17 protein-coding genes are annotated in these 21,701 nt (G+C 44.7%); 8 read left to right on the top strand and 9 right to left on the bottom strand.

Annotated features, from left to right (window positions below):
- Positions 1 to 68: 68 nt before the first annotated feature.
- From V7O67_RS11190 to hdrA2, 9 genes are all read right to left on the bottom strand, one after another.
- Positions 69 to 1,472: an ATP-binding protein gene (locus V7O67_RS11190; RefSeq protein ID WP_342304761.1), complete on the bottom strand. Its 1,404-nt coding sequence runs from the start codon at positions 1,470 to 1,472 to the stop codon at positions 69 to 71.
- Between the two features lie 104 nt (positions 1,473 to 1,576).
- A complete protein-coding gene (locus V7O67_RS11185) occupies positions 1,577 to 1,933 on the bottom strand; it encodes a hypothetical protein (RefSeq protein ID WP_342304762.1) in 357 nt (118 codons plus the stop codon).
- Between the two features lie 127 nt (positions 1,934 to 2,060).
- Positions 2,061 to 3,242: an argininosuccinate synthase gene (locus V7O67_RS11180; protein ID WP_406657215.1), complete on the bottom strand. Its 1,182-nt coding sequence runs from the start codon at positions 3,240 to 3,242 to the stop codon at positions 2,061 to 2,063.
- A 23-nt stretch (positions 3,243 to 3,265) separates the two neighbouring features.
- Positions 3,266 to 6,484: a carbamoyl-phosphate synthase large subunit gene (gene carB / locus V7O67_RS11175; RefSeq protein ID WP_406670023.1), complete on the bottom strand. Its 3,219-nt coding sequence runs from the start codon at positions 6,482 to 6,484 to the stop codon at positions 3,266 to 3,268.
- A complete protein-coding gene (gene carA, locus V7O67_RS11170) occupies positions 6,484 to 7,581 on the bottom strand; it encodes a glutamine-hydrolyzing carbamoyl-phosphate synthase small subunit (RefSeq protein ID WP_406670022.1) in 1,098 nt (365 codons plus the stop codon). Before carA ends, carB begins: the two co-directional genes overlap by 1 nt.
- Before the next feature lie 94 nt (positions 7,582 to 7,675).
- On the bottom strand, positions 7,676 to 8,749 hold the full coding sequence (locus V7O67_RS11165; RefSeq protein ID WP_406670021.1) for a TolB family protein: 1,074 nt from the start codon (positions 8,747 to 8,749) through the stop codon (positions 7,676 to 7,678).
- A gap of 10 nt (positions 8,750 to 8,759) precedes the next feature.
- Positions 8,760 to 10,661 carry a Glu-tRNA(Gln) amidotransferase subunit GatE gene (gene gatE / locus V7O67_RS11160; RefSeq protein WP_406670020.1) on the bottom strand — a complete coding sequence of 634 codons (1,902 nt, stop codon included), beginning with the start codon at positions 10,659 to 10,661 and terminating at the stop codon, positions 8,760 to 8,762.
- 113 nt (positions 10,662 to 10,774) lie between these two features.
- Entirely contained in the window at positions 10,775 to 12,109 is a 1,335-nt protein-coding gene (locus V7O67_RS11155; RefSeq protein WP_406670019.1) for a 4Fe-4S binding protein, read from the bottom strand.
- The gene (hdrA2, locus tag V7O67_RS11150; protein ID WP_406670018.1) at positions 12,106 to 14,460 is read right to left on the bottom strand and encodes a CoB-CoM heterodisulfide reductase HdrA2; all 2,355 of its coding nucleotides are present in this window, start codon (positions 14,458 to 14,460) and stop codon (positions 12,106 to 12,108) included. Before hdrA2 ends, V7O67_RS11155 begins: the two co-directional genes overlap by 4 nt.
- A gap of 690 nt (positions 14,461 to 15,150) precedes the next feature.
- Between hdrA2 and V7O67_RS11145 the strand changes: the two genes are divergently transcribed.
- From V7O67_RS11145 to V7O67_RS11110, 8 genes are all read left to right on the top strand, one after another.
- Entirely contained in the window at positions 15,151 to 15,354 is a 204-nt protein-coding gene (locus V7O67_RS11145; protein ID WP_406670017.1) for a hypothetical protein, read from the top strand.
- 39 nt (positions 15,355 to 15,393) lie between these two features.
- Positions 15,394 to 16,527 carry an Ig-like domain-containing protein gene (locus V7O67_RS11140; protein WP_342304772.1) on the top strand — a complete coding sequence of 378 codons (1,134 nt, stop codon included), beginning with the start codon at positions 15,394 to 15,396 and terminating at the stop codon, positions 16,525 to 16,527.
- 343 nt (positions 16,528 to 16,870) lie between these two features.
- The gene (gene hcp, locus V7O67_RS11135; protein ID WP_406657206.1) at positions 16,871 to 18,556 is read left to right on the top strand and encodes a hydroxylamine reductase; all 1,686 of its coding nucleotides are present in this window, start codon (positions 16,871 to 16,873) and stop codon (positions 18,554 to 18,556) included.
- Between the two features lie 59 nt (positions 18,557 to 18,615).
- Complete coding sequence (locus V7O67_RS11130) at positions 18,616 to 18,954, top strand: cupin domain-containing protein (RefSeq protein WP_406657205.1); 339 nt, start codon at positions 18,616 to 18,618, stop codon at positions 18,952 to 18,954.
- A 225-nt stretch (positions 18,955 to 19,179) separates the two neighbouring features.
- Positions 19,180 to 19,458 carry a ferredoxin-thioredoxin reductase catalytic domain-containing protein gene (locus V7O67_RS11125; RefSeq protein ID WP_406657203.1) on the top strand — a complete coding sequence of 93 codons (279 nt, stop codon included), beginning with the start codon at positions 19,180 to 19,182 and terminating at the stop codon, positions 19,456 to 19,458.
- Between the two features lie 73 nt (positions 19,459 to 19,531).
- Entirely contained in the window at positions 19,532 to 19,993 is a 462-nt protein-coding gene (locus V7O67_RS11120; protein ID WP_406657202.1) for a (Fe-S)-binding protein, read from the top strand.
- A 36-nt stretch (positions 19,994 to 20,029) separates the two neighbouring features.
- A complete protein-coding gene (locus V7O67_RS11115) occupies positions 20,030 to 21,271 on the top strand; it encodes a formylmethanofuran dehydrogenase subunit B (protein ID WP_406670016.1) in 1,242 nt (413 codons plus the stop codon).
- Complete coding sequence (locus V7O67_RS11110; protein WP_406670014.1) at positions 21,271 to 21,675, top strand: molybdopterin dinucleotide binding domain-containing protein; 405 nt, start codon at positions 21,271 to 21,273, stop codon at positions 21,673 to 21,675. The genes V7O67_RS11115 and V7O67_RS11110 overlap by 1 nt, the downstream gene beginning before the upstream one ends.
- The last annotated feature ends 26 nt before the right edge of the window (positions 21,676 to 21,701 follow it).

Genomic DNA, 21,701 nt, shown 5'->3' with positions numbered 1-21,701 from the left:
GCAATAAGTGATATATTATCCAAAGTAGACTGATCACCACAATTTCTAAAAATAAAAAATATGTGACCTTACAGGAGATCCTCCAGTTCCCATACAAGAAATCCTTCATCTTCAATCAACTTCCTGTCCTCTATCTTTCTTGCAACGATCCCTACATTGAAATTCATGCCAGATACATCGGGAATCAGTTCTATTTTCTCTGAAGTAGAGTTGAGGATGCGTCTTGCTTCATCCCTGGTAAGCTCCTTATTCTTTATCTCAATTGCCATAACCTCACTTTTTTCACGGTTTATTGCCAGTATATCTATCTCATCTCCTTTCCTGTTCCACCAGCTTCCAATTTCAGGATATTCGGAAATTAGCCTGCTACTTATCAGCTCTCGGATCATATCCTCAAATAATTTCCCGGTGTAGCTCTGCCACTGCTGTAGAACATTTTCCATTATAGGGTCATATTTACCACCCATGTACTGGCTCAATGCAGAATATATGAAACGGCCATAGAACCTGAAAAAATTATCCTTGAGGAAATATCTCCCTCTCTTACTCTTTTTTGGGCTGTCTGTAACGGGTATCCTATACTCAACTATCCCGAGCAGGTCCGCAAGGTCATAGAAATAATGTGAAAGAGAGTTTGAAGATACGTGTGTCATCTCCGATATTTCGCTTTTGGAACATTTACCTTGAGATATAGCAGATATTATCTCATAATAGGTAGAGTGTTCCTTGCCGAATTCTTCGATAAGGATATCCCTAACCTCATCTTTGAGCGGTGCAAATTCGTTGAACACGAGCTTTTCGAGTGCATCAAGGAACCCGGTACACTGATATTTTTCAAAAAGGCGGTAATAGTAGATCGTTCCTCCAAAAAGGAAATACAGGTCCAGTTTTTCCTGCATATCCGTGATCCCTATTTCATCAAGCATTGCAAAGGTCTCGCGAACCGTGAAAGGTCGCAGGGTCAGTATGTTGTCCGCCCGCTTGAAGAGCGGCGCCTGCTCCTCGATGAATATCTTTCTTATCATACCGATGGAAGAACCTGATACAATGAGAAAGACCCTGCAATTATCTGCCTTCATATCCCAGTATCGCTGGAGTTGGGTAATAAAGGAAGGATATATCTTAAGGAATCTCTGGAATTCGTCGATGGCTATCACAATATCCTTGTCGTAGGATGTGATGAACTTGAGGAAATTCTCAGGCTCCTTAACATTAACATAATCCGGCAGTTCAAGCTCTTCCCTGAGCATCCTGTCGAACTCATCCATGAGTATATCAATGCTCTTGTTACTGTCAACAAAGAGGTAGAGTGCTTTCCTGTCCCTGCTGAACTGTTTTATTAGCTCGGTCTTCCCGACTCTTCTTTTGCCGGTAATCACGAGGAAAGATGGCTTACTCTTGTCGAGGAGTTTCATTAAGGCAAGTTCCTTCTCACGGTTGTAGAATTGCACAATGGTTATTTTTGTAATCATTATATTTATAATCATTGTTTATGGTGACAATGCGAAAGTAATCCAGAATCCATAGCTAAAATAATAAGATAAGATAAAATGCAACTAGATCCAATTTACACCATTCAGTTTTTTGTGTATTTCCCATAGCCATAAATGGCAATTCCCAATAATTCAAAAATACCACCAATAGTCGTAAAATTGCAGCCTCCTTCTTTTGAACAAGCTATCATGTTTTCGTTGAACCATTTCCTTTCAAATCGACCTTCATTTATTAGTTGCTGATAAGCCTGCTCAAATTCGGTTATTGTAACACCTTTTTCGTAAGGTTTACTCGGATTAGTATGACTTGGAATGTAGTAAATTAAAGCTGTTTCACCTCTTCGAATACCCCATCCCTTAACTTTAAACGGTTGCTTTGCATTTGGTTTCGGAATTGTTAAACCTTCTTCAATTTCATTACTTATCCTCTCAGCTATCATAAAATTCACCTTTCAGTTGAAGTGATTTTTGAAAGAAACAATATAAATCTTCCGAAAAGAAGTTGATACTAATATTAAATCAAAAACAGAAAAAAAATCGTATGCCAACCGGCATACAATTTAAAATTTACTTCTCAACAACCCTCTTAAACATCCTCGCCTGGAAGCCATGATACTTAGCAAAGCCTTCGGCGTCTTTCTGGTCGATAGTTGCACTGTCAAAGGAAACAAGATCTTCTGAGTACAATGCATACGGGGATGTCCTTGCGAGTATGATAACGCTGCCCTTGTGAAGTTTCACGGTAACGGTACCTGTGACACGCTCCTGGGTCTTATCAACAAAAGCATTGAGGTCTGTATAGAGTGGTTCGTCCACAAGGCCGTAGTAGGCAAGTTCGGACCACTGCTCATCCACACTTTTCTTGAACTTGAGCTCTGCTCTTGTGAGTACCAGCTTCTCAAGGTCTTTGTGGGCTGTCAGGAGTACTGTAGCTGCAGGGTGCTCGTAGTTTTCACGAGCTTTGAGTCCGAGCACACGGTCCTCGATCATGTCTGTCCTGCCGACGCCGTGTGAGCCTGCAAGCTCATTGAGCTTCTCGATAAGCTCCACACCGTCCATTTTCTCACCATCAAGTGATACAGGAACACCATTCTCAAAACCAATCACAAGAGTCTGGCCTTCAGGTGCAGCTTCCGGGGAAACAGTCCACTGGTAGATCTCCTCTGGAGGAATGAATCCAGGGTCTTCAAGTTTGCCACCTTCAATACTGCGGCTCCAGATGTTTTCATCCACACTCCAAGGCTTTGCAGTCGTAACACCAACTGGAATGCCGTGCTTCTTCGCATACTCGATCTCCCATTCACGGGTGAGGTTCATATCCCTCATGGGTGCAATGACCTCCATATCGGTGAGGCGGAACACTGCCTCGAAGCGAAGCTGGTCGTTACCCTTGCCGGTACATCCGTGTGCAAGCGCAACAGCACCTTCCTGTTCTGCGATCTCGACAACCTTCTTGGCGATTAACGGGCGGGCGATGGATGTTCCCATCACGTAGCCCTCATAGTCACCATTTGCCTTGATAAGGGGGAAGATATAATCGTTGACAAACTCCTCACGCACATCAAGAGTGAAGTGCTTGTCACTGATCTTCTGTGCCTTCTCCTCGGCCTGGTCAACGTCCTCTCTTGGCTGGCCCACATCAACTGCGACAGTTATGACCTCATCACAGCCATACTCTTCCTTGAGCAGCGGGATACACACAGAAGTGTCAAGCCCGCCTGAATAAGCAAGTACAACTTTCTTTGACATAATATCTGATCCTGATAGGAGATCTATGCGATTTCCCTGTGATATTCATTAATGGACTTTACTCCACCTTCACCCTTCTTCATAGAGGCAATCGCGTTGGATGCAGCAATAGCCGCCTGGATTGTGGTAATATACGGAACCTTGAAATCTACAGCAGCACGGCGTATCTTAGAGCTGTCCTCACGGGCTTTCTTGTCCTGAGGAGTATTTATGACAAGGTCAACCTCATAACGGCGCATCATGTCAATAACATTCGGACTGCCATCATGGACTTTTTTCACGATTCCCATCTCAATACCACGCTCAGCAAGGTAATCTGCCGTACCCTTAGTACCCAGCAACTCGATTCCGGAATCCACAAGCTTACGGGCAACATCAACCAGTTGCTCCTGGTCTTCAGCCCTTACTGAAAGGAAAACCTTGCCTGTAAGTGGCAGCAGATTGTCAGCACTAAGCTGCGCCTTGAAAAACGCCCTGCCATAATCCGGGTCTACACCCATGACCTCACCGGTACTCTTCATCTCAGGACCAAGTAGAGGGTCAGCTCCTGGCAATTTATCGAATGGTAGTAGTACTTCCTTGACAGACACATGCTCGACTTTAGGTTCATTAGCAGACGCATAGCCAAGGTCTTCCAGACTCTCTCCCATAATAACCCTTGCAGCAATCTTAGCAAGGGGCAGGCCAACAGCCTTGGAAACAAACGGTATGGTCCTGCTTGAACGCGGATTGGCTTCAAGGACATATATCTTATCGCCTCTTTTGGCCATCTGGATATTAACAAGTCCCTTCACATTCAGCGCAAGTGCAATCTTACGAGTATAATCACGCACTGTCTCAAGGACTTCCTCGGAAAGTGACTGTGGCGGGATAACACAGGCAGAGTCACCTGAGTGTACACCGGCTTCCTCTATGTGCTCCATAATAGCGCCGATGAGCACATCCTTGCCATCGGATACGGCATCCACATCAATTTCCACGGCTCCCTCAAGGAAGTCATCAATAAGAATCGGATGTTCCGGAGATACCTTCACTGCCTCACGCATATAGCGCTCGAGGTCGGTCTGGTCATAGACAATCTCCATTGCACGGCCACCAAGTACATAGGATGGCCTTACAAGCACCGGATAACCTATCCTGTTGGCGATCTCAATTGCCTGCTCCTGTGAAGTTGCATAACCTGCATCTGGCTGGTTGATCTCCAGCTTGCTCATCATCAGATTGAACTTCTCCCTGTTCTCTGCAACATCAATGTCAGATGGAGATGTTCCAAGAATCTCAGTCTTTAAGTCGCTACGCCTCTTGAGTTCCTTTTCAAGAGGAAGTGCCAGGTTCACGGAAGTCTGTCCTCCGAACTGCACAAGCACACCGTCGGGATTCTCCTTCTCAATAACATTCATGACATCTTCCAGTGTCAGAGGTTCGAAGAAGAGTTTGTCCGAGGTGTCATAGTCAGTTGAGACTGTTTCAGGATTGTTATTAATGATATGTGTCTCAATACCCGCTTCACGAATGGCTGCCACCGCATGCACGGTACAGTAGTCAAACTCTATACCCTGTCCTATGCGTATCGGGCCGGAACCAAGTATCAGTATCTTCTTACGGTCAGATGGTTCTGCTTCGCACATCTGCTCGTAGCATGAGTAATAATACGGAGTCGCTGCAGCAAATTCTGCCGCACAGGTATCTACCATCTTATAGGTGGAAATAACACCTTTCTCACGTCTCAGGTCATTGATCTCTTCACGGGTCTTGCCTGCAAGTTCTGCAATACGAGCATCGGTCAGTCCAAGGCGTTTTGCACTACGCAGCAGCTCACCTGACAGGTTGTCAGATACTTCCTTTATATTAGACTCCATGTCAATGATGTTCTTCATCTTCCTCATGAAGAAGACATCAATACCTGTCAACTCGCATACTTCCTCAATTGAAAAACCATTGGAAAGTGCATGGTAAATAACAAACAGACGCTCACTCGTAGGAGTCTTAAGCAGCATCTTGACTTCACTTGGGGACCACTCGTCAGAACCAAAGTCCATATTGATATCCAGGGAACGTACTGCCTTTAAGAGGGATTCCTCAATTGTACGTCCGATGGCCATAACCTCACCGGTACTCTTCATTGCAGTTGTAAGTGTGTTATCGGCTGTTACGAATTTATCAAATGGCCACCTTGGGATCTTGGTCACAATATAATCGATAGTAGGTTCAAAGGATGCAGGAGTTTTCTTTGTAATATCGTTAAGAATCTCATCAAGTGCCATTCCAATGGCTATCTTGGCTGTTACCCTTGCAATTGGGTATCCTGTTGCCTTTGAAGCAAGTGCGGATGAGCGGGAAACACGTGGATTTACTTCCACAATACGATACTCACCATCTTTTGCTGCGAACTGGATATTACATCCACCCTCGATTCCGAGTGAACGGATGATCTTGATAGCAGCACTCCTCAATACCTGATGCTCCTCATCGTTAAGGGTCTGGGATGGTGTCACAACAATGGATTCACCTGTGTGAACACCCATCGGGTCAAGGTTTTCCATGTTACAGATAACAATACATGTATCATTTGCATCACGCATAACCTCATACTCGAATTCTTTCCATCCGAGTACACTTTCCTCAATGAGTACCTGATTGATACGACTGCGCCTCAAACCTCTTTCACTGATCTCCAGAAGCTGTTCTTTGGAGTAAGCGATGCCTCCACCGGAACCACCAAGTGTGTATGCCGGGCGGATGATAAGTGGGAGACCGAGTTCATCAATAAGTGCTTCTGCTTCCTTGAGTGATGATACTGCTTTACTGCGTGGCACTTTTTCTCCGATATTCTCCATTGCCTGTTTGAAGAGTTCACGGTCTTCGGTGTTCTTGATAGCTTCAAGAGAAGTTCCCAGAAGCTTTACATCATACTTCTCGAAAACACCATTTTCAGCGAGTTCACTTGTAATGTTAAGTCCGGTCTGGCCGCCGATACCTGCAATCAATCCGTCAGGCCTTTCCTTTGCTATAATCTTCTCGATTGCCCTGGCATCTATTGGCTCTATATATACAGCGTCAGCCATCTCAGGGTCAGTCATTATGGTTGCAGGGTTTGAGTTTACAAGCACAACCTCTATCCCCTCTTCCCTGAGGGACCTGCATGCCTGGCTGCCGGAGAAATCGAATTCTGCAGCCTGTCCGATCATAATAGGTCCGGAACCTATCAGGAGTACTTTCTTTATGTCGTCACGTTTTGGCATTATTTCTTACCTCCTGCAAGTTTCAAAACCTTTTCAAAAAAGATATTCTCAGTATCTAGTGGACCAGGATGTGCATCAGGATGGTACTGTACACTGAATATGTCCAGATTCTTGTGGGCAATTCCCTCAACCGTCTTGTCATTGGCATTTATCTGGGTGACATTCACCTCTGCCTCTTCAAAAGAACCTTCATCCACAGCAAAACCATGATTCTGGGATGTGATATGAACTATACCGCTTTCAAAGTCCTTCACCGGCTGGTTTGCACCCCTGTGACCGAACTTCAGTTTATATGTATCCGCACCCAGTGCACGGGATATTATCTGGTGTCCCAGGCAGATACCTACTATAGGCAACTCTCCTGTAAAATGGTTGACCGCTGAGATGGCATCCTGTGCCTGCAATGGGTCTCCTGGACCGTTTGAGAAGAACAGGAGGTCCGGATCGTAGGACTCTATTGTTGAGATAGATGCGTTACCCGGTACAACGGTTACATCCATACCTCTTGCCATCAGACTCCTTTCAATGCTTAGCTTACGACCGCAGTCCACAAGAACCACATTGAGTGGGTTATTTGGATCCCTTGTCGGGCTTTCCAGTTTAAAGGGCTGCGGGCAAGTCACCTGTGATATAAAATCGATATCTGAAATGCTCTTTTGTGCACGGGCGATCCTTACGGCCTCTTCCCCGTCAGCGCTGCCATTGATAAGGGCTGCACGCATTGTTCCGTGCTCACGTGTCTTGATAGTGAGCATACGTGTGTCAATCCCTGCGATACCGGGCTTACCTGCATCCTCCATCAGCTTGAAAATAGTCTTCTTTGAAAGGTGGTGGGATGGCTCGGGACATGCCTCCCTCACAACAAGACCTTCAGCTTTTACGCCGTCAGATTCAAAACAATTATTACTGACACCATAATTACCGATGAGAGGATAAGTGAACATAAGGATCTGACCCTTATAGGAGGGGTCGGTCAGAGCCTCCTCATAACCAGTATATTGAGTGGTAAAAACAAGTTCCCCGGAAACGATACCTTCGGCGCCGAAACCGGTGCCTTTTATAATAGTCCCATCTTCTAATCCTAATACTGCATTCATTGTACGAACCTGCGTCTACATGTAAGGAATAGGCTATAAGGATTACGATGGAATTCTCTATTTTTTTTGCAGGAACTTATGTAAAAAAGAATGATTATGAGATCTTTCGCATAAAAGATCCCACGATGAACACAACAAATACGAAGGAAAACAAAAGTACTATACCTATGAACTCCCGGGGTTCCTTTATCGCATACTCGCGTAGTTTTATGAGTTGGGTATTGTTGATCTGATTTTCTTCAATGTCCACAGTTTTTTCCGTGAGCTCAAATTCGATCTCCTCGTCTCCAAATGTCATTAACCAGATATTATAATCCCCACCCTCATTGGAGACATAGGCTATTTTATTGCCATCCGGACTCCATGAAGGAGCTTTTTCAGAAGAGAGGTCACTGGTCAGTTTAACCTGTGAGCTGCCAGTGGGGTTCATCAGCCACAGATCATAGTCTCCGCCGACATCAGAAGCATATGCTATGGTCTCGCCATCCGGGCTATATGCAGGTTCAACATTGTTGTATGTGTCCTGTATTAGTCCAATTGGTCTCACTGCATCGATGTCTATTATAAATATATCTCCGGAAGAAGAATAAACGATCGTGTTTCCTTCTGGATTCCATGAGGATGAAGTTTCATCTCCGTCTCCATCAGTAAGCCGGATATTATCTGTTCCATTGCTTGCCATGGTCCATATATCATAATTTCCTGAGGCGCGTGATGCATATGCCAGTCTGCTTCCATCAGGATTTACGGAAGGTTCTCTTGAATCGGCGCTTTCGGTCAGTTTCAGGCCATTGCTGCCGTCAGCATTCATCATGTGGATACTAATATAACGTGCAGAATAGGCTTTTTTACTTTCAGCTGCAAAATATATCTCTGTACCGTCATCATTGAATACCGGGTCCCCTTCCCAGGCCATTCCATCATATAGTTTCTTTTGCCCGGAACCATCACTGTTCATGACCCATATTGCCTGGTTAGCAGCATATACGATCATTTTCCCATCCGGACTCCATGAAGGGTGATCAGCATTTGTGATATTGGTTAGTTTCTCATCGTTTTCTATGACTACAGAAGCAGATACAGCTGATACAAATAAAATCAGAAAAGCAAGCAGAAAAAACCCTCTGCTCACTATTTTTCCAAACCGGATACTAAGATACAAGTACATCGGAAATATATTATGAGTTTATATATTTATTAATCTTTTGTTTTAGGACATCGCTTATCACTTTTCCGTCGACTTTTCCCCTGAATTCAGCCATTACCGGACCCATGAGAGGACCTACCGCTCCAAGCCCTTTTTCCCTGACAAAATCCTGACGTTGATCTATGATCTTATCTACCATGTTCTCGACCTCAGATATGTCAAGGTTTCCAAGTCCCATCTTTGCTGCCGCATCCTTTGCGCATAGTCCTGTATCACCTGCAATTGCACGGATCAGACCATCAATGGCTTCTTTTGCAACGCCACCTTCGGCAAGGAACCTGAAAACATCTATGAAATGACTGTCTTCAAGCCTGTCAACTTCCACACCGTCTCTCTTAAGCTCCGGGAGTGTTCCGGTAAGCGTTCTTACTACAAGCGTTGCAGTGATATTCGGGTTCCCATTAAACAGTTGCATTATTTCTTCAAAAAGAGGCAGATAAGTAGAGTAAGCGATTTTCCCGGCAAGTTCTTTGTGAAGCCCGAAATCCGATTCAAAACGCTTTGCCCTTTCAGTTAGCAGTTCTGGTATTTCTATAGCATCAAAGTAATCACCGGAGATATTCACCTGGGGTACATCGGTTTCAGGATACATCCTTGCAGCTCCCGGAAGAGGCCTGAGGTATGAGCTATTACCGTCTGGTAAGGCCCGGCGGGTTTCTTCAGGAACTCCTTCAAGTGCCTCACCTGCCCTGGCTATAACACTTTCCATGGCACCTCTTGCACGCTTCTCAAGATCAGCAACCATGACAACCGCATCATTTTCGCCGGCACCAACCGTCTCGCGAAGAGCCCGAACCTCATCATCAGTTATTCCGTAATTCGGAAGCTCATCGGTGTGGAAAATACCACCTACGCCGGAAGTCTTGGCGCGGTCGGAAAACTCGGTACCAAGTCTTCTGCCAGGCTGGACTTCCCTGCCTACAAAACCTGAAAAACCCGAAAGCAGCACAGCAAGAACTTTTCCCTTTTTAAGTGCTTTCTTAACGACCTTGGACTTTGTGTCTTTGAAAAGGTCGGTTACATCGAAAATAGTATCACAAACCGAAGCGTCTCGTTTCAGGAGTTCATCCCTGAAGGCAAGCAGATTGACCTGACGTTCCACTTCACGTTCAACAATTGTCTCAATCATGTCCAGTGCCTGAACACCCTTAAGCTCCACACGTGCACCCTTTGCAATGGAAATGTTTACATCCTGGCGTATAGTCCCCAGACCTCGCTTTACCTTTCCGGTGGAACGCAGCAGCATGCCTATTTGTCGTGCTGTCTCCTTTGCGTGTTCCGGGGAGATAATATCAGGATCAGTACCAATCTCGACAAGCGGAATACCAAGCCTGTCCAGTGAATAGATGATGGAATCACCCTGATCCTCGATCTTCTGGCATGCTTCTTCTTCAAGGCAGAGTACACCAACACCAACCGGTCCTATTGATGTGTCAAGGTAGCCGTCCTTTGCAAGGAAGGCAGTCCTCTGAAAACCCGAGGTATTGGAACCGTCCACAACTATCTTGCGCATTACGTGAACCTGGTCCACAGGCTTCATGTTAAGAAGTTTTGTTATGCTAAGTGCAATATCAAGGGATTCCCGGTCCAGCTTCTTTGGAGGTTCATCATCGTTCTCCACGAGACAGGTGCTATCATAGCCCTTGTAAACGTATTTGCGCTTCAGCTTAGACTGTTCCAGAGCAGCCCTGTCAGTCTCTCCCATTTCACTTGCAGTAGGACGCAGGTAGCGGAAGAACTCGTAAGTCGATTCACCGGTTTCCCTGATCTGTGTAGGGCATCTGCAAAAGAGCTTCTGCTTTGAGTTAAGCTGCTGATGTATCTCAAGACCACATTTCAAGCCGAGTCCGGCATAATCGAATTTGTCACTCATGGAAAGTCTCACCAATATTAATGAATAATTTGAATTGATCGTAATTAATTGATTGTAATTTAGTAAGCAATATGTGGATATCTACACAACAAAACGCACACGCATGTATATAGTTATTGTTTGGACTTATTGCTTGTATCTGTTCCTATCTTTTTGCGGAACTCTTCCTTCTGTTCTTCAGAAGGGCTATCCTCAAGCATCTTCCTTATTTTCACATTGTCAAGCAAGGGCTTTGCTTTCTCAATACGTTCTTTTGCGAGTTTGAGGAGTGAGCCATCAATCTGTGGCAGTTCCACTTCCACATGTTCCTTCTGTTCTTCCTTCTCCACAACAAGGGTCCTGGAAATGTCCGGATGCTCTCTCTTTCCGGTAACCATGGAATCCACTGCATTTCTCCACTGTTCTGCCCATGGTGATTCAGGGATCTCAGTGTGGTGAACCTTCGTACGAGTGACTTTCATTACATCTTTCGGACATGCATTGACACAGGCTCCACAATATATACAGTAGTCTTCCTTTATGGCGATCTTAGCATCGCCGTCCTCGGGAACATACCAGAGATGGGAAGGACATACATTGAAACAGCCATGACAACCCTGCGGATCACATTTATCGACATTCACATCCACCAGCCTGAGTTCTCCCTCAAAAGGCTTTTTGAGATCAACTGCCTCATACGGACAGACGACCTGGCACCAGGTGCAGCGAGTACATTTTTCATCGTCCACTGTGACATTGCCTTCTATTTGAGGAGCTTCACCTCTTTTCTCCCCTTTTACGCTTATAGCATCCTCAGGGCAGAGATCCTGGCAAAGCACACAGTAATCACATTTATCCTCATCTACAAGCAGGAGCTCAAAGGGAGTCGGGTCTGTTGGTGTTTTCTCTTTTTCAATCAGAAGGAAGGCTTCGCAGAATTCCGCACAAAGACCGCAGAAATTGCATTTGTCCGTATCAATTTCGATTTCACCTTCAACACCTTCTTTGAAAGGTGCGATTTCTTCCTTTTTCTGGAAAGTAAACTCGACATCAATGGCATCTTCGGGACAGGCTGCTTTGCAGAGAGTGCATGGCAGGCATTTCTCGTTCATCCTGACATAGGAATCAAACTCAGGAAACTTTCCATGCTCTGGAAAATCACCCTCGGCAGTCATCCTGAACGCATGCACCGGACAAAAGTTTGCGCACATGGAACAAAAAGTACACTTTTCGAGGTCCAGTGTCACGGGAGGAGCATCCAGGCCAGTTGATATCTCCTGCATAGGTCCCAGTTCCAGAGCCCTGGTCGGACAGAGGTTAACACAGATACCGCAGCCGACACAACGTTTGTAATCATAATCAAGGAATTTCACAGATTGGTTGCTTATCTGGCGATAGATGAAATGGGAACCGTCTATGTCCATGTCTTTCTCGACACAGAGCGAACTTTCCCTGCATTCTTCGGTCATTGTGGTTCCTCCAGGAGTTCGGAACCTATCGGACCTATCTTTTCCAGATATTCTACCATTTCCTCAATGGTGTTCGCAAATCTCTCGCCTTCTGCAGCGGATATCCATTCAACCTTCAGTCTGGCCGGATCAATGCCTATATCCTTAAGTACTTCCTGAAGAGCTTCCATCCTGTGTTTTGCATTGTAGTTGGCAAAGATGTAATGGCACTCACCAAGCCTGCATCCTGCAACAAGTACGCCGTCAGCGCCTCGTTCAAATGCTTCGAGCACGAAAGCCGGGTCTACACGCCCGGCACACATGACCCTGATGGTCCTGATGTTACTCGGATATTGTATCCTGGATGTACCTGCAAGATCGGCACAGGTATAGCTGCACCAATTACACAGGAAAGCAATTATCAACGGGAACTGGGACTTGACATCGGTGGCTGCATGGATCTGTGATATTATCTGCTCGTCAGTGCTATTCCGCATGGATATCGCATCCGCAGGACAGGAAGCACTGCATGCACCACAGCCCATGCAGGATAATTCATCGACCACAGCTTTATTGTCGATCATGGTTATCTTGTTGAATTTGCATACATCGGCACATATCGCACATCCGATACATGTATCCGGGTTCACATGGGCACTGAGCGGATCGCTTTCCAGTTCTCCTTTTGAAAGTAGTTGCATTACCTTGGAAGCTGCTGCACTGCCCTGGGCTATAGATACTTGTATCTCTTTCGGTCCCGATGCACAGCCAGCTATGTAGATACCTTTGACATGGGAGTCCACAGGCCGCATCTTGGGATGGGCTATGGAAAAGAAACGGTCACTGCGTCTTGTAAGGTTCAATACCCTGGATATCCTGTCAGCATCTTTGACATTTTCCATACCTGTTGCAAGGACAACAAGGTCTGAGGATTCCTCGTAAATTTTGCCACTAAGAGTATCTTCATAACGCAGGTTCATTTTTCCCAGTCCGTCCTGCAGGATCTCACCCACTTTACCGCGAACGAAATTGATGCCCATAGACTGGGTCCTTGTGTAGTATTCCTCGTACATCTCACCGGATGCACGGATGTCAATATAATGAATGGTAATATCTATCTCAGGATAGCGTTCCTTGAGCAGCTGTGCATTTTTCATGCTGGACATACAGCATACTTTGGAACAGTAGGGATTGTCTACTTTCTCATCCCTGGAACCCACACATTGGATGAAAGCAACCTTTTGGGGAACTTTTCCTGTTGAAGGTGTAAGCACTTTTCCTCTTGTAGGACCCGAAGCATTGAGCAGGCGTTCGAGTTCCATATTTGTGATGACGTCAGGATAGAGACCATACCCGTACTCCGGCTTACGGGTGGCATCAAACAGCTTGTAACCGGTTGCAAGGACAATGGCTCCCACGGTGAACTGCAATGTTTCCTCTGTCTGTTCATAGTCTATGGCATCTGCGGGACAGGCCTGTTTACACAGCCCACAGCCCACGCAATACTTGCTGTCTATGTAGACTACCTGGGGTACTGCCTGGGGTATTGGCATATTGACGGCCTTGGTTTTGCCAAGCCCGAAATCAAATGGATTGGAAATCTCTACAGGACACACTCCACCGCACTCTTCTACGCAGCCTTTGCATTTGTCCTCATCCACATATCTTGGCCTGCGTTTTACTGTGACATTGAAATTGCCCACCAGTCCACTGACCTCGCTGACTTCTGCCAATGTGATAAGGTCTATATTGGGATGATTCTGTACATCGGTCATCTTGGGTGCCAGTACGCAGATAGAGCAGTCGTTTGTGGGAAAAACCTCATTGAGCAGGGCCATCTTGCCACCAATGGTCGGCTCTTTCTCAACCATAATAACGTGATAACCCGAATCAGCAAGAGTCAGTGCAGCCTCGATGCCGGCAACACCTCCTCCGATTACAAGAACATCCTTTGTAACGGACACTTTCTTTACCTGCAACGGATCGAGCAGCTTTAGCCTGGCGATTCCCATTCTTACAAGATCGAAAGCTTTCTGGGTTGCCATCTGCGGCTCTTCCTGATGAACCCATGAGCACTGCTCCCGGATGTTGACCATTTCCAGCAGGAACGGATTCAGGCCAGCCTTTGTGAGTACCCTCTTAAACGTCGGCTCATGCAGGTGAGGAGAACATGCAGCTACAAGCACACGGTCGAGCTTGTTCTCTTCAATGTCCTTGATAATGGATTCCTGCCCGGAATCGGAACACATGAACTGTATATCCCTGACGAGTGCAACGTCTCCAAGGTTGTTGACTTTCTCCTGAAGAGAGTTGACGTTGATAGTATGGGCTATGTTCAGTCCGCAGTGACAGATGTATACTCCAATCCGCATTTTGGTAGCTCCTTTTTGCAGGAAAAAATGACTTTGGGGATGATATAGTTTTGGATGATTGATGAAAAACCATTTAATTATACTTTGCAGGGTTCATATCTGTCAATCGCTGATGAACTTCATCTATATTTGCATCATTATTGGCTAATATTTAGTATATTCTAAAGGTCAAATAACATACTGATATGTCGTTTCATTGCACAGAATAATTAATTTAGATATGTTGTGTTTTTGACTCATTATTCATTATAAGCCTGTACAATCGTATATTTTCCATAATTTCGAGAATATAAACTTTGTGTTTTCTGTTTCCAGACAGGTTCATAGGCACTCTGAAAGTATCTACTTGCAAAATCTCTAATTTAGCAAAACACCTTAAAAACGCACTTATCAATCTTTATTCGACTGTCAATGGGTTGCTTGTATCTCATTATTATTATTATTATTATTATTATCATTATTATTATTATTATTATTATTATTATTATTATTATTATTATTATTATTATTATTATTATGATTTCGTGCCACTCAATTATTTAAAACAGTAAATAAAAAATATATTTATATATTAACTGTGCATATGTTCATATAGACTTGCTTGTTTACTTGAGAAAGTACAGAAGTTATTTTATGATAGCAAAAAAACAAATTAAAAATATAATGACTTTTTTCGTGTGTTTTGCTGTTTTGTCATCAGCTTTTATGATGGCAGCAAGCGCAGCTGAAACAACACCTGGTACAGTTGAAGAAACAACATTCAAGACAGCATCAGTGGCACCAATGACCCTGGCTGTACCTGCACTTACAAGCCTTTCTCCGATGGTCACAGAGACCGGAAAGATCAGCCTTTCAGTTGATGGACTTGGAACAGAAGGAATTGGCATTATTTAGGTAGAAAAACCTGCAGGTGCAACCGTAAGATCAGCATACATGATTGGTGCATCTCTTTGGGGTGCTAGCCCAATAGTAGATGGTCAGGTTAAGATTGATGGTCAGGACGTTAACTGGACCTCCTCTGTTCACAAATATACTTACAATCACTGGGCAGATGTTACACCTCTTGTAAAGACAAAGATTGACAATGCTCCAACAGGAAGAGTAGACTTCACAATAACCGAGGATAATGCACATTATATTGATGGAACCGTGTTGGTAGTCATTTTCGATGACCCAAATCAAGTAGATGACAACACTATCGTCCTTCTCTTTGGTGCACAGAGCACTGGCGGAGACACATTCAATATTTTGCTTGCAGAACCTATAGACACAAGTAGTCCTGATATGAGTTTTGATATGGGACTTGGTATGGGACTTGGTATATCTTACAGTTACCAGTCAGGTGACAGTCAATACAGTATAGTCAATGTAAATGGACAGGGACTTACTTCTGCAGCAGGTGGGGAAGATGACGGTTACTCTGGAAATGGAGGTCTTCTCACAGTAGGTGGCTTGGATGACAGCAATGCAAACCCTGCAATTCCAACGCAGACTGCTTACTCAGACCCTCGTCTGGATGATGAATTGTACAACATTCTTCCATTGGTAAAGGATGGAGACAGCACAATTACTGTGTACACAGAAAATCCTTCAGATGATGATAACATATTCTTTGCATACTTCGACCTCAAATCAACTGTAGCTGTAGTAGGAGAAGGAATTGTCCTCAGCCCGGCATCAGCAACAAACCCTGTAGGAACTTATCACACAGTAACAGCAACTGTTCAGGATGATGATGGTAACCCTGTGGAATCAAAACAAGTCACTTTTGAGGTAGTAGTAGGACCACACGCAGGACTTACTAATTCAGCATACACTGGCAGCAATGGTGAAGCAACTTTCACATACCTCGGTACTCTTGAAGGAACTGATACCATTATCGCAAGCTTTGTTGACAGCCAGCAGGAAATCGTTACCTCCAACAAGGTTGTAAAAATCTGGGAAATTGAAGTAACTGATGAACCTGATGAACCATCTGAGCAGATCCCTGAGTTCCCAACCGTTGCTCTTCCAATAGCAGCGATAATAGGACTTGCCTTTATCATCAACAGGCGAAAAGAGGAGTAACACTCCTCTAATTTTTCTATTTTGAATTCCGGTTTTTTAGTAGCATTCTTTTTTCAGGTTTTTACGGGTCAATATCGGCGAATATCATAAAACCCAATTGTCGTACAAGATAGGTTTATAAAGTCCCGGTCACTAATTATTGAATTGGGTAAATATGGGGAATGGACTGTGATATCTGCACTTCTAAAGAGTAGGTATGAGTGACAACGATAGGAACGCAGTCGTTGTAAATCATACTTTATTTTTTCGAGCACGGGTATCCAACCGGAAACTCTCCCGTTTATATGTTAGTATACCCAATATACCAGTATCCTAAAGATATTAGGCAATAAATGGTGAAAATATGTTCTGCTATCAATGTGAAGAAAGTCTTAATGGAACCGGCTGTACGAAAAACGGAGTCTGTGGAAAGAAAGGTAATGTTGCAGACCTCCAGGACGACCTAATGTATCTCCTGAAGAGCATTGCATTCTACAACTCAAAGGCAAGAGCAAACAAGCTCAATGATGCAAAGACCGACGAGTTCATGCTTGACGGACTCTTCGCAACGGTTACCAATACCAACTTCAGTAAATCAGATCTTGAAAGACTTATCAGTGAAGGTTTTGAGATTAAAGATGGAATAAAGAAAAAGCTGGTCAATGCCAAGGTAATTGATGAAAAGTCCAAATCATCATTCCCAGGCTGGATCAGAGAAAAGCTTCTGGGAGGAAGCCCGAATGCAGGTGAAGAGCTGCCACTCATGGCAAAGGTCACACCTGAAAGCCTGGCTAACATAGATACTGGAATCCTTGCTACCGAGAACGAGGATATACGCTCCCTCAGGGAACTGCTCATCTACGGACTCAAAGGCATGGCCGCTTATGCCCACCACGCAAACATCCTCGGATACAAGGATGATGAAGTCATGGACTTTACCGAGAAAGCCCTGCTGGCCACAATGGACGACAGCATGGGAGTCAACGAACTGGTCCCAATGGTACTGGAATGCGGTTCAAAGGGTGTTACCACACTTGCACTCCTTGACAAGGCAAATACCACCACCTACGGAAACCCGGAGCCCACAGCTGTTAACATCGGAGTTCGCGGCAACCCTGCAATACTAATAAGCGGTCACGATCTGCGCGACATGGAACAGCTCCTTGAACAGACACAGGGAACAGGTGTCGATGTCTACACACACGGTGAGATGCTTCCTGCGAACTCCTACCCGGCATTCAAGAAATATGACAACTTCGTTGGGAACTATGGAGGTTCATGGTGGGAACAGAAGGACGAATTCGAAAAGTTCAACGGTCCCATACTCATGACCACGAACTGTATTGTCCCCCCGAAGGATAGCTACCTCAACAGGATCTATACTACCGGAGTAGTAGGATTTGATGGTGTAACTCACATCAACGCCGGGGATAACGGTGGCAAGGACTTCTCAGCCATCATCGAGCAGGCAAAAACATGCAAGGCCCCTGAACAACTCGAGGAAGGTACCATCATGGGAGGTTTCGCACACGTATCCGCGCTCTCTGTTGCCGACAAAATCATCGAAGCTGTTAAAGGCGGGCAGATCAAGAAATTTGTTGTCATGGCAGGATGTGACGGCAGGCATAAGGAAAGGGATTACTACACAGATTTCGCAAACGCTCTTCCTGATGATACTGTCATCCTTACAGCAGGTTGTGCAAAATACCGCTACAACAAGCTTGATCTCGGAGACATCGGCGGAATTCCAAGAGTCATCGATGCAGGCCAGTGTAATGACTCCTATTCACTGGTGGTCATAGCACAGGCACTTGCAGAAGCTTTCGGAATCGAGGATATCAATGATCTGCCAGTATCATACAACATCGCATGGTACGAGCAGAAGGCTGTCCTGGTCCTTCTCGCCCTGCTGAGCCTTGGTGTCAAGAACATTATGCTTGGTCCAACACTGCCGGCATTCGTTTCACCCAACGTGCTTAATGTACTGGTCGAGCAGTTCAACATCAGACCAAACTCAACTGTTGAAGAAGACCTCAAGGTCCTTCTGTAAATTCCTAAGGGATATTTAAAATATCCCTTGCCCTCTTTTAGTTTAAGGAAGTGGACAATATGAAGATAGTAAGTTACAGGAATGCAGAGAAGAAAGATAATCCACACGGTGTAACCGTACACAAGTTATATGACACCGAGCATGCCCAGGCCATGCACATAGAACTAAAACCCGGAGAGGCTCTAAGGAAGCACTCAACACCTGTTGATGTGTTCTTTTACATTCTCGAAGGAGAGGGTATCGTAGAAATAGGAGATGAACAGGAAAACGTTACAAGGGATATGCTTGTGGAAAGTCCTGCAAAAATACCCCATAGGTTAATGAACGAGAGCGAGGGCATCTTCCGTTTTCTCGTAGTCAAAGCTCCACGCCAGACAGAACAAACGAAAATGATGTAAGCCGGGAGATTTCCGGTATTCTACCTTTTTCTTTTTTAGCGCTTAAAAACGTGGTATCATCCAGAGGGTTAAGCTTGGGTCAGATATGTCCTGTCCTGATAGACAGCATTTGTATTTTGTATAAGGTTTAATTTTCGTATAATTATTACAAATACCGAAGTAAATAAATAATGATATCCAGAATATACCTTTCATACTTTTGATCTGTAATATCGGAGATTATCTATGACCGACCTTGGACCAATAATGGAAAAAACTCACGAATGGGCATCAAAATATGCAAGTAGGAAAGGTTTCATCCTCAACCCGAATGAAGAGATGCTCCGTATGGTCATCGAAGGGCTTTCCAGGAACAAACATGAACATGGAAAACAGTATTGTCCTTGCAGGCTACGCACCGGTGACGATTCAGAAGATCGCAAGATAGTCTGTCCCTGTGTCTATCATGAAGACGAGATCGAAAACGGCGGAAGTTGCCATTGCTCTTTGTTCTTTAAGGTTTGAAGTTATTCTGAAGAAAAAACGGTTGTTACAGTAAGTGGCATAATACTTAACTTAGTTCCAAAAGCTGACGATCATGGCAAATGTAATGGAAATATATCAATTGCTCCCGAAAACGAACTGCAAGGAATGCGGAAAATCTACTTGCATGGCATTTGCTGTTGACCTTCTTGCACGTAAATTCAAGGTAGAGGATTGCCAGCCACTCGTAAGGGAAGAGAAATACAAAGCGAACTACCAGAAGCTCTCGGAGATGATAACTCCTGTAGGTGGTGTTACCGAGACAGGGCTAATCGTGCATGAGGAAAAGTGCATAGGCTGCGGGAACTGTGTGGTTGCATGTCCTGTAGACGTTGCTACTGACCCGCTTGGTGCCGGTAGCGGAAAAGCTCCAACTTCCGATAAAGTGATTTTCAAAGTAGAAGATGGTATTGTAAAGGCAAAGAACGTTCAGGAATGCCGACGTTTCGGCGAGAACAAAATACTCTGTGTTGCCTGCATAGACACCTGTCCTACAAAAGCTATTGAGTTCGTTTAATTTGTCTTTATTCTTATTTTTAAGTGTGGTGATGATTTGAGTGAATATTATGTTTGTACGGGTTGCGCTCTTCTCTGTGATGATATCGGAGTTGAAACAGAAGGCAATAAGTTGACCAAGGTACATGCTGCCTGCCTTAAAGGTGTTGCACGCATGAAAGGTTGCAGTGATCCTATGGAGTGCACAGTGGGCGGCGAGAAAGCTGATATTGATTCGGCTATTACAAAAGCTGCTGCTATACTCAAAAGTGCGAAGAACCCGCTCATATTCGGTCATGGCAATTCGAGTTCTCAAGCGCAAAAAATATCCATCGGGCTTGCAAAGAAAACCAGCGCATACCTCGACGATACCTCTTCATTTTGCCAGGGTCCGATCATCGAAGCCATCCTGCAGGATAAACTGAAGACCTGTACCCTTGATGATGTTAGGCATAAAGCCGATGTTGTCGTTTTTTGGGGAGCTGATCCTTCAAGCTCACATCCCAGGCATCTGTCCCGCTATTCTTATTTTCCCAGGGGAAAAGAGCGCCAGAGAGGCTGGGAAGAAGACCGTACTGCGATATGTATCGATGTCAGAAAGTCAGACACTGCTGAAATATGCGGAGATAACGGTACTTACCTGATTCCGTCCCAAGCAGATGCCGAATTCATGGATGCGCTTGTTAGCGGACTTTCCAACAAGGTCCCAAAAACCTCTTTCGATTTTGATAAAAAACGCATATTGGAACTTACGAATATCCTGAAAAAAGCAAAATTCGGAGTAATATTTGTAGGCCTTGGATTTGTTTACTCCCTTGATGAGCTTGAGCCATTGTTCAGGCTCATGGACAAGCTCAACTCCGTTTCAAATTTCCATCTCATACCTATGGTGGGACAGTACAATATGAGAGGTTTCAACCACAACCTGTTCGAAGAGACCGGATATATCAACAGGGTGAAATTTGATGACGAAATATCTCACGGTCCCGAGTATTCAGTTGTCGAGGCATTGAAACAAAAATCTGTTGATGCCGCACTTGTTATCGGTTCCGATCCGCTCTCAAGCCTGCCGCTTTCTGTCGCCCGCTATCTTACCGAGATACCACTAATAACCATTGACCCTTGCCAGACGCTTACATCTGCAAAGTCGGACGTTACCATCCCCTGCGCACTTGGAGGAGTTGAGTCCGGTGGCACGGCCATACGCATGGATGGGGTAGAAATAGAACTTAAAAAGATCATCGAAACCGACCGCCTGTCGGACGAAGATTTACTCACACGTATAATGGAGGCACTATAATGGGATTCGGACAATTTCTTGCATCACCGGAGCTAAAGTTGAAAGTGATTACCTACAGGGATGTATTCCAGGACTCTGCAAAAGAATCTTCAAGATTCGGTGAAGAGTACGAAAGGCTCTCTGCAATTATCCGGCTTGATCCAAAGGATATCTCAAAGCTTGCTATCAAGGAAGGCGAAACTGTTATCGTGAAAAACAATTTTGGGAAAGTGGTCGTCAAAGCACAGAGGTCGGTTTATGAAGAAGAACATCCCGGGATTGCCTATATGGTAAACAGCCCATGGTCCAATGCTCTTGTTCCTGATGAGACCGGTGGCACTGGTGTTCCTAAATTCAAGGAGTTTGAAGCAACTGCTCAGGGTGCAAAGAGTGAGAAGGTTACGGGAATAAAAGATATATTTTAGATTATCTCTTTTTATTGAAAAATAAA

This window comes from Methanolobus sp. ZRKC4, assembly GCF_045291305.1.
Taxonomy (GTDB): domain Archaea; phylum Halobacteriota; class Methanosarcinia; order Methanosarcinales; family Methanosarcinaceae; genus Methanolobus.
This window is presented reverse-complemented; position numbering and strand designations above follow the sequence as displayed.

What these genes read in the sequence shown, in the direction of transcription:
- V7O67_RS11190 (WP_342304761.1), bottom strand. Translation starts at nt 1,472, where the DNA reads ATGATTACAAAAATAACCATTGTGCAATTCTACAACCGTGAGAAGGAA.
- V7O67_RS11185 (WP_342304762.1), bottom strand. Translation starts at nt 1,933, where the DNA reads ATGATAGCTGAGAGGATAAGTAATGAAATTGAAGAAGGTTTAACAATT.
- V7O67_RS11180 (WP_406657215.1), bottom strand. Translation starts at nt 3,242, where the DNA reads ATGTCAAAGAAAGTTGTACTTGCTTATTCAGGCGGGCTTGACACTTCT.
- carB (WP_406670023.1), bottom strand. Translation starts at nt 6,484, where the DNA reads ATGCCAAAACGTGACGACATAAAGAAAGTACTCCTGATAGGTTCCGGA.
- carA (WP_406670022.1), bottom strand. Translation starts at nt 7,581, where the DNA reads ATGAATGCAGTATTAGGATTAGAAGATGGGACTATTATAAAAGGCACC.
- V7O67_RS11165 (WP_406670021.1), bottom strand. Translation starts at nt 8,749, where the DNA reads ATGTACTTGTATCTTAGTATCCGGTTTGGAAAAATAGTGAGCAGAGGG.
- gatE (WP_406670020.1), bottom strand. Translation starts at nt 10,661, where the DNA reads ATGAGTGACAAATTCGATTATGCCGGACTCGGCTTGAAATGTGGTCTT.
- V7O67_RS11155 (WP_406670019.1), bottom strand. Translation starts at nt 12,109, where the DNA reads ATGACCGAAGAATGCAGGGAAAGTTCGCTCTGTGTCGAGAAAGACATG.
- hdrA2 (WP_406670018.1), bottom strand. Translation starts at nt 14,460, where the DNA reads ATGCGGATTGGAGTATACATCTGTCACTGCGGACTGAACATAGCCCAT.
- V7O67_RS11140 (WP_342304772.1), top strand. Translation starts at nt 15,394, where the DNA reads ATGATTGGTGCATCTCTTTGGGGTGCTAGCCCAATAGTAGATGGTCAG.
- hcp (WP_406657206.1), top strand. Translation starts at nt 16,871, where the DNA reads ATGTTCTGCTATCAATGTGAAGAAAGTCTTAATGGAACCGGCTGTACG.
- V7O67_RS11130 (WP_406657205.1), top strand. Translation starts at nt 18,616, where the DNA reads ATGAAGATAGTAAGTTACAGGAATGCAGAGAAGAAAGATAATCCACAC.
- V7O67_RS11125 (WP_406657203.1), top strand. Translation starts at nt 19,180, where the DNA reads ATGACCGACCTTGGACCAATAATGGAAAAAACTCACGAATGGGCATCA.
- V7O67_RS11120 (WP_406657202.1), top strand. Translation starts at nt 19,532, where the DNA reads ATGGCAAATGTAATGGAAATATATCAATTGCTCCCGAAAACGAACTGC.
- V7O67_RS11110 (WP_406670014.1), top strand. Translation starts at nt 21,271, where the DNA reads ATGGGATTCGGACAATTTCTTGCATCACCGGAGCTAAAGTTGAAAGTG.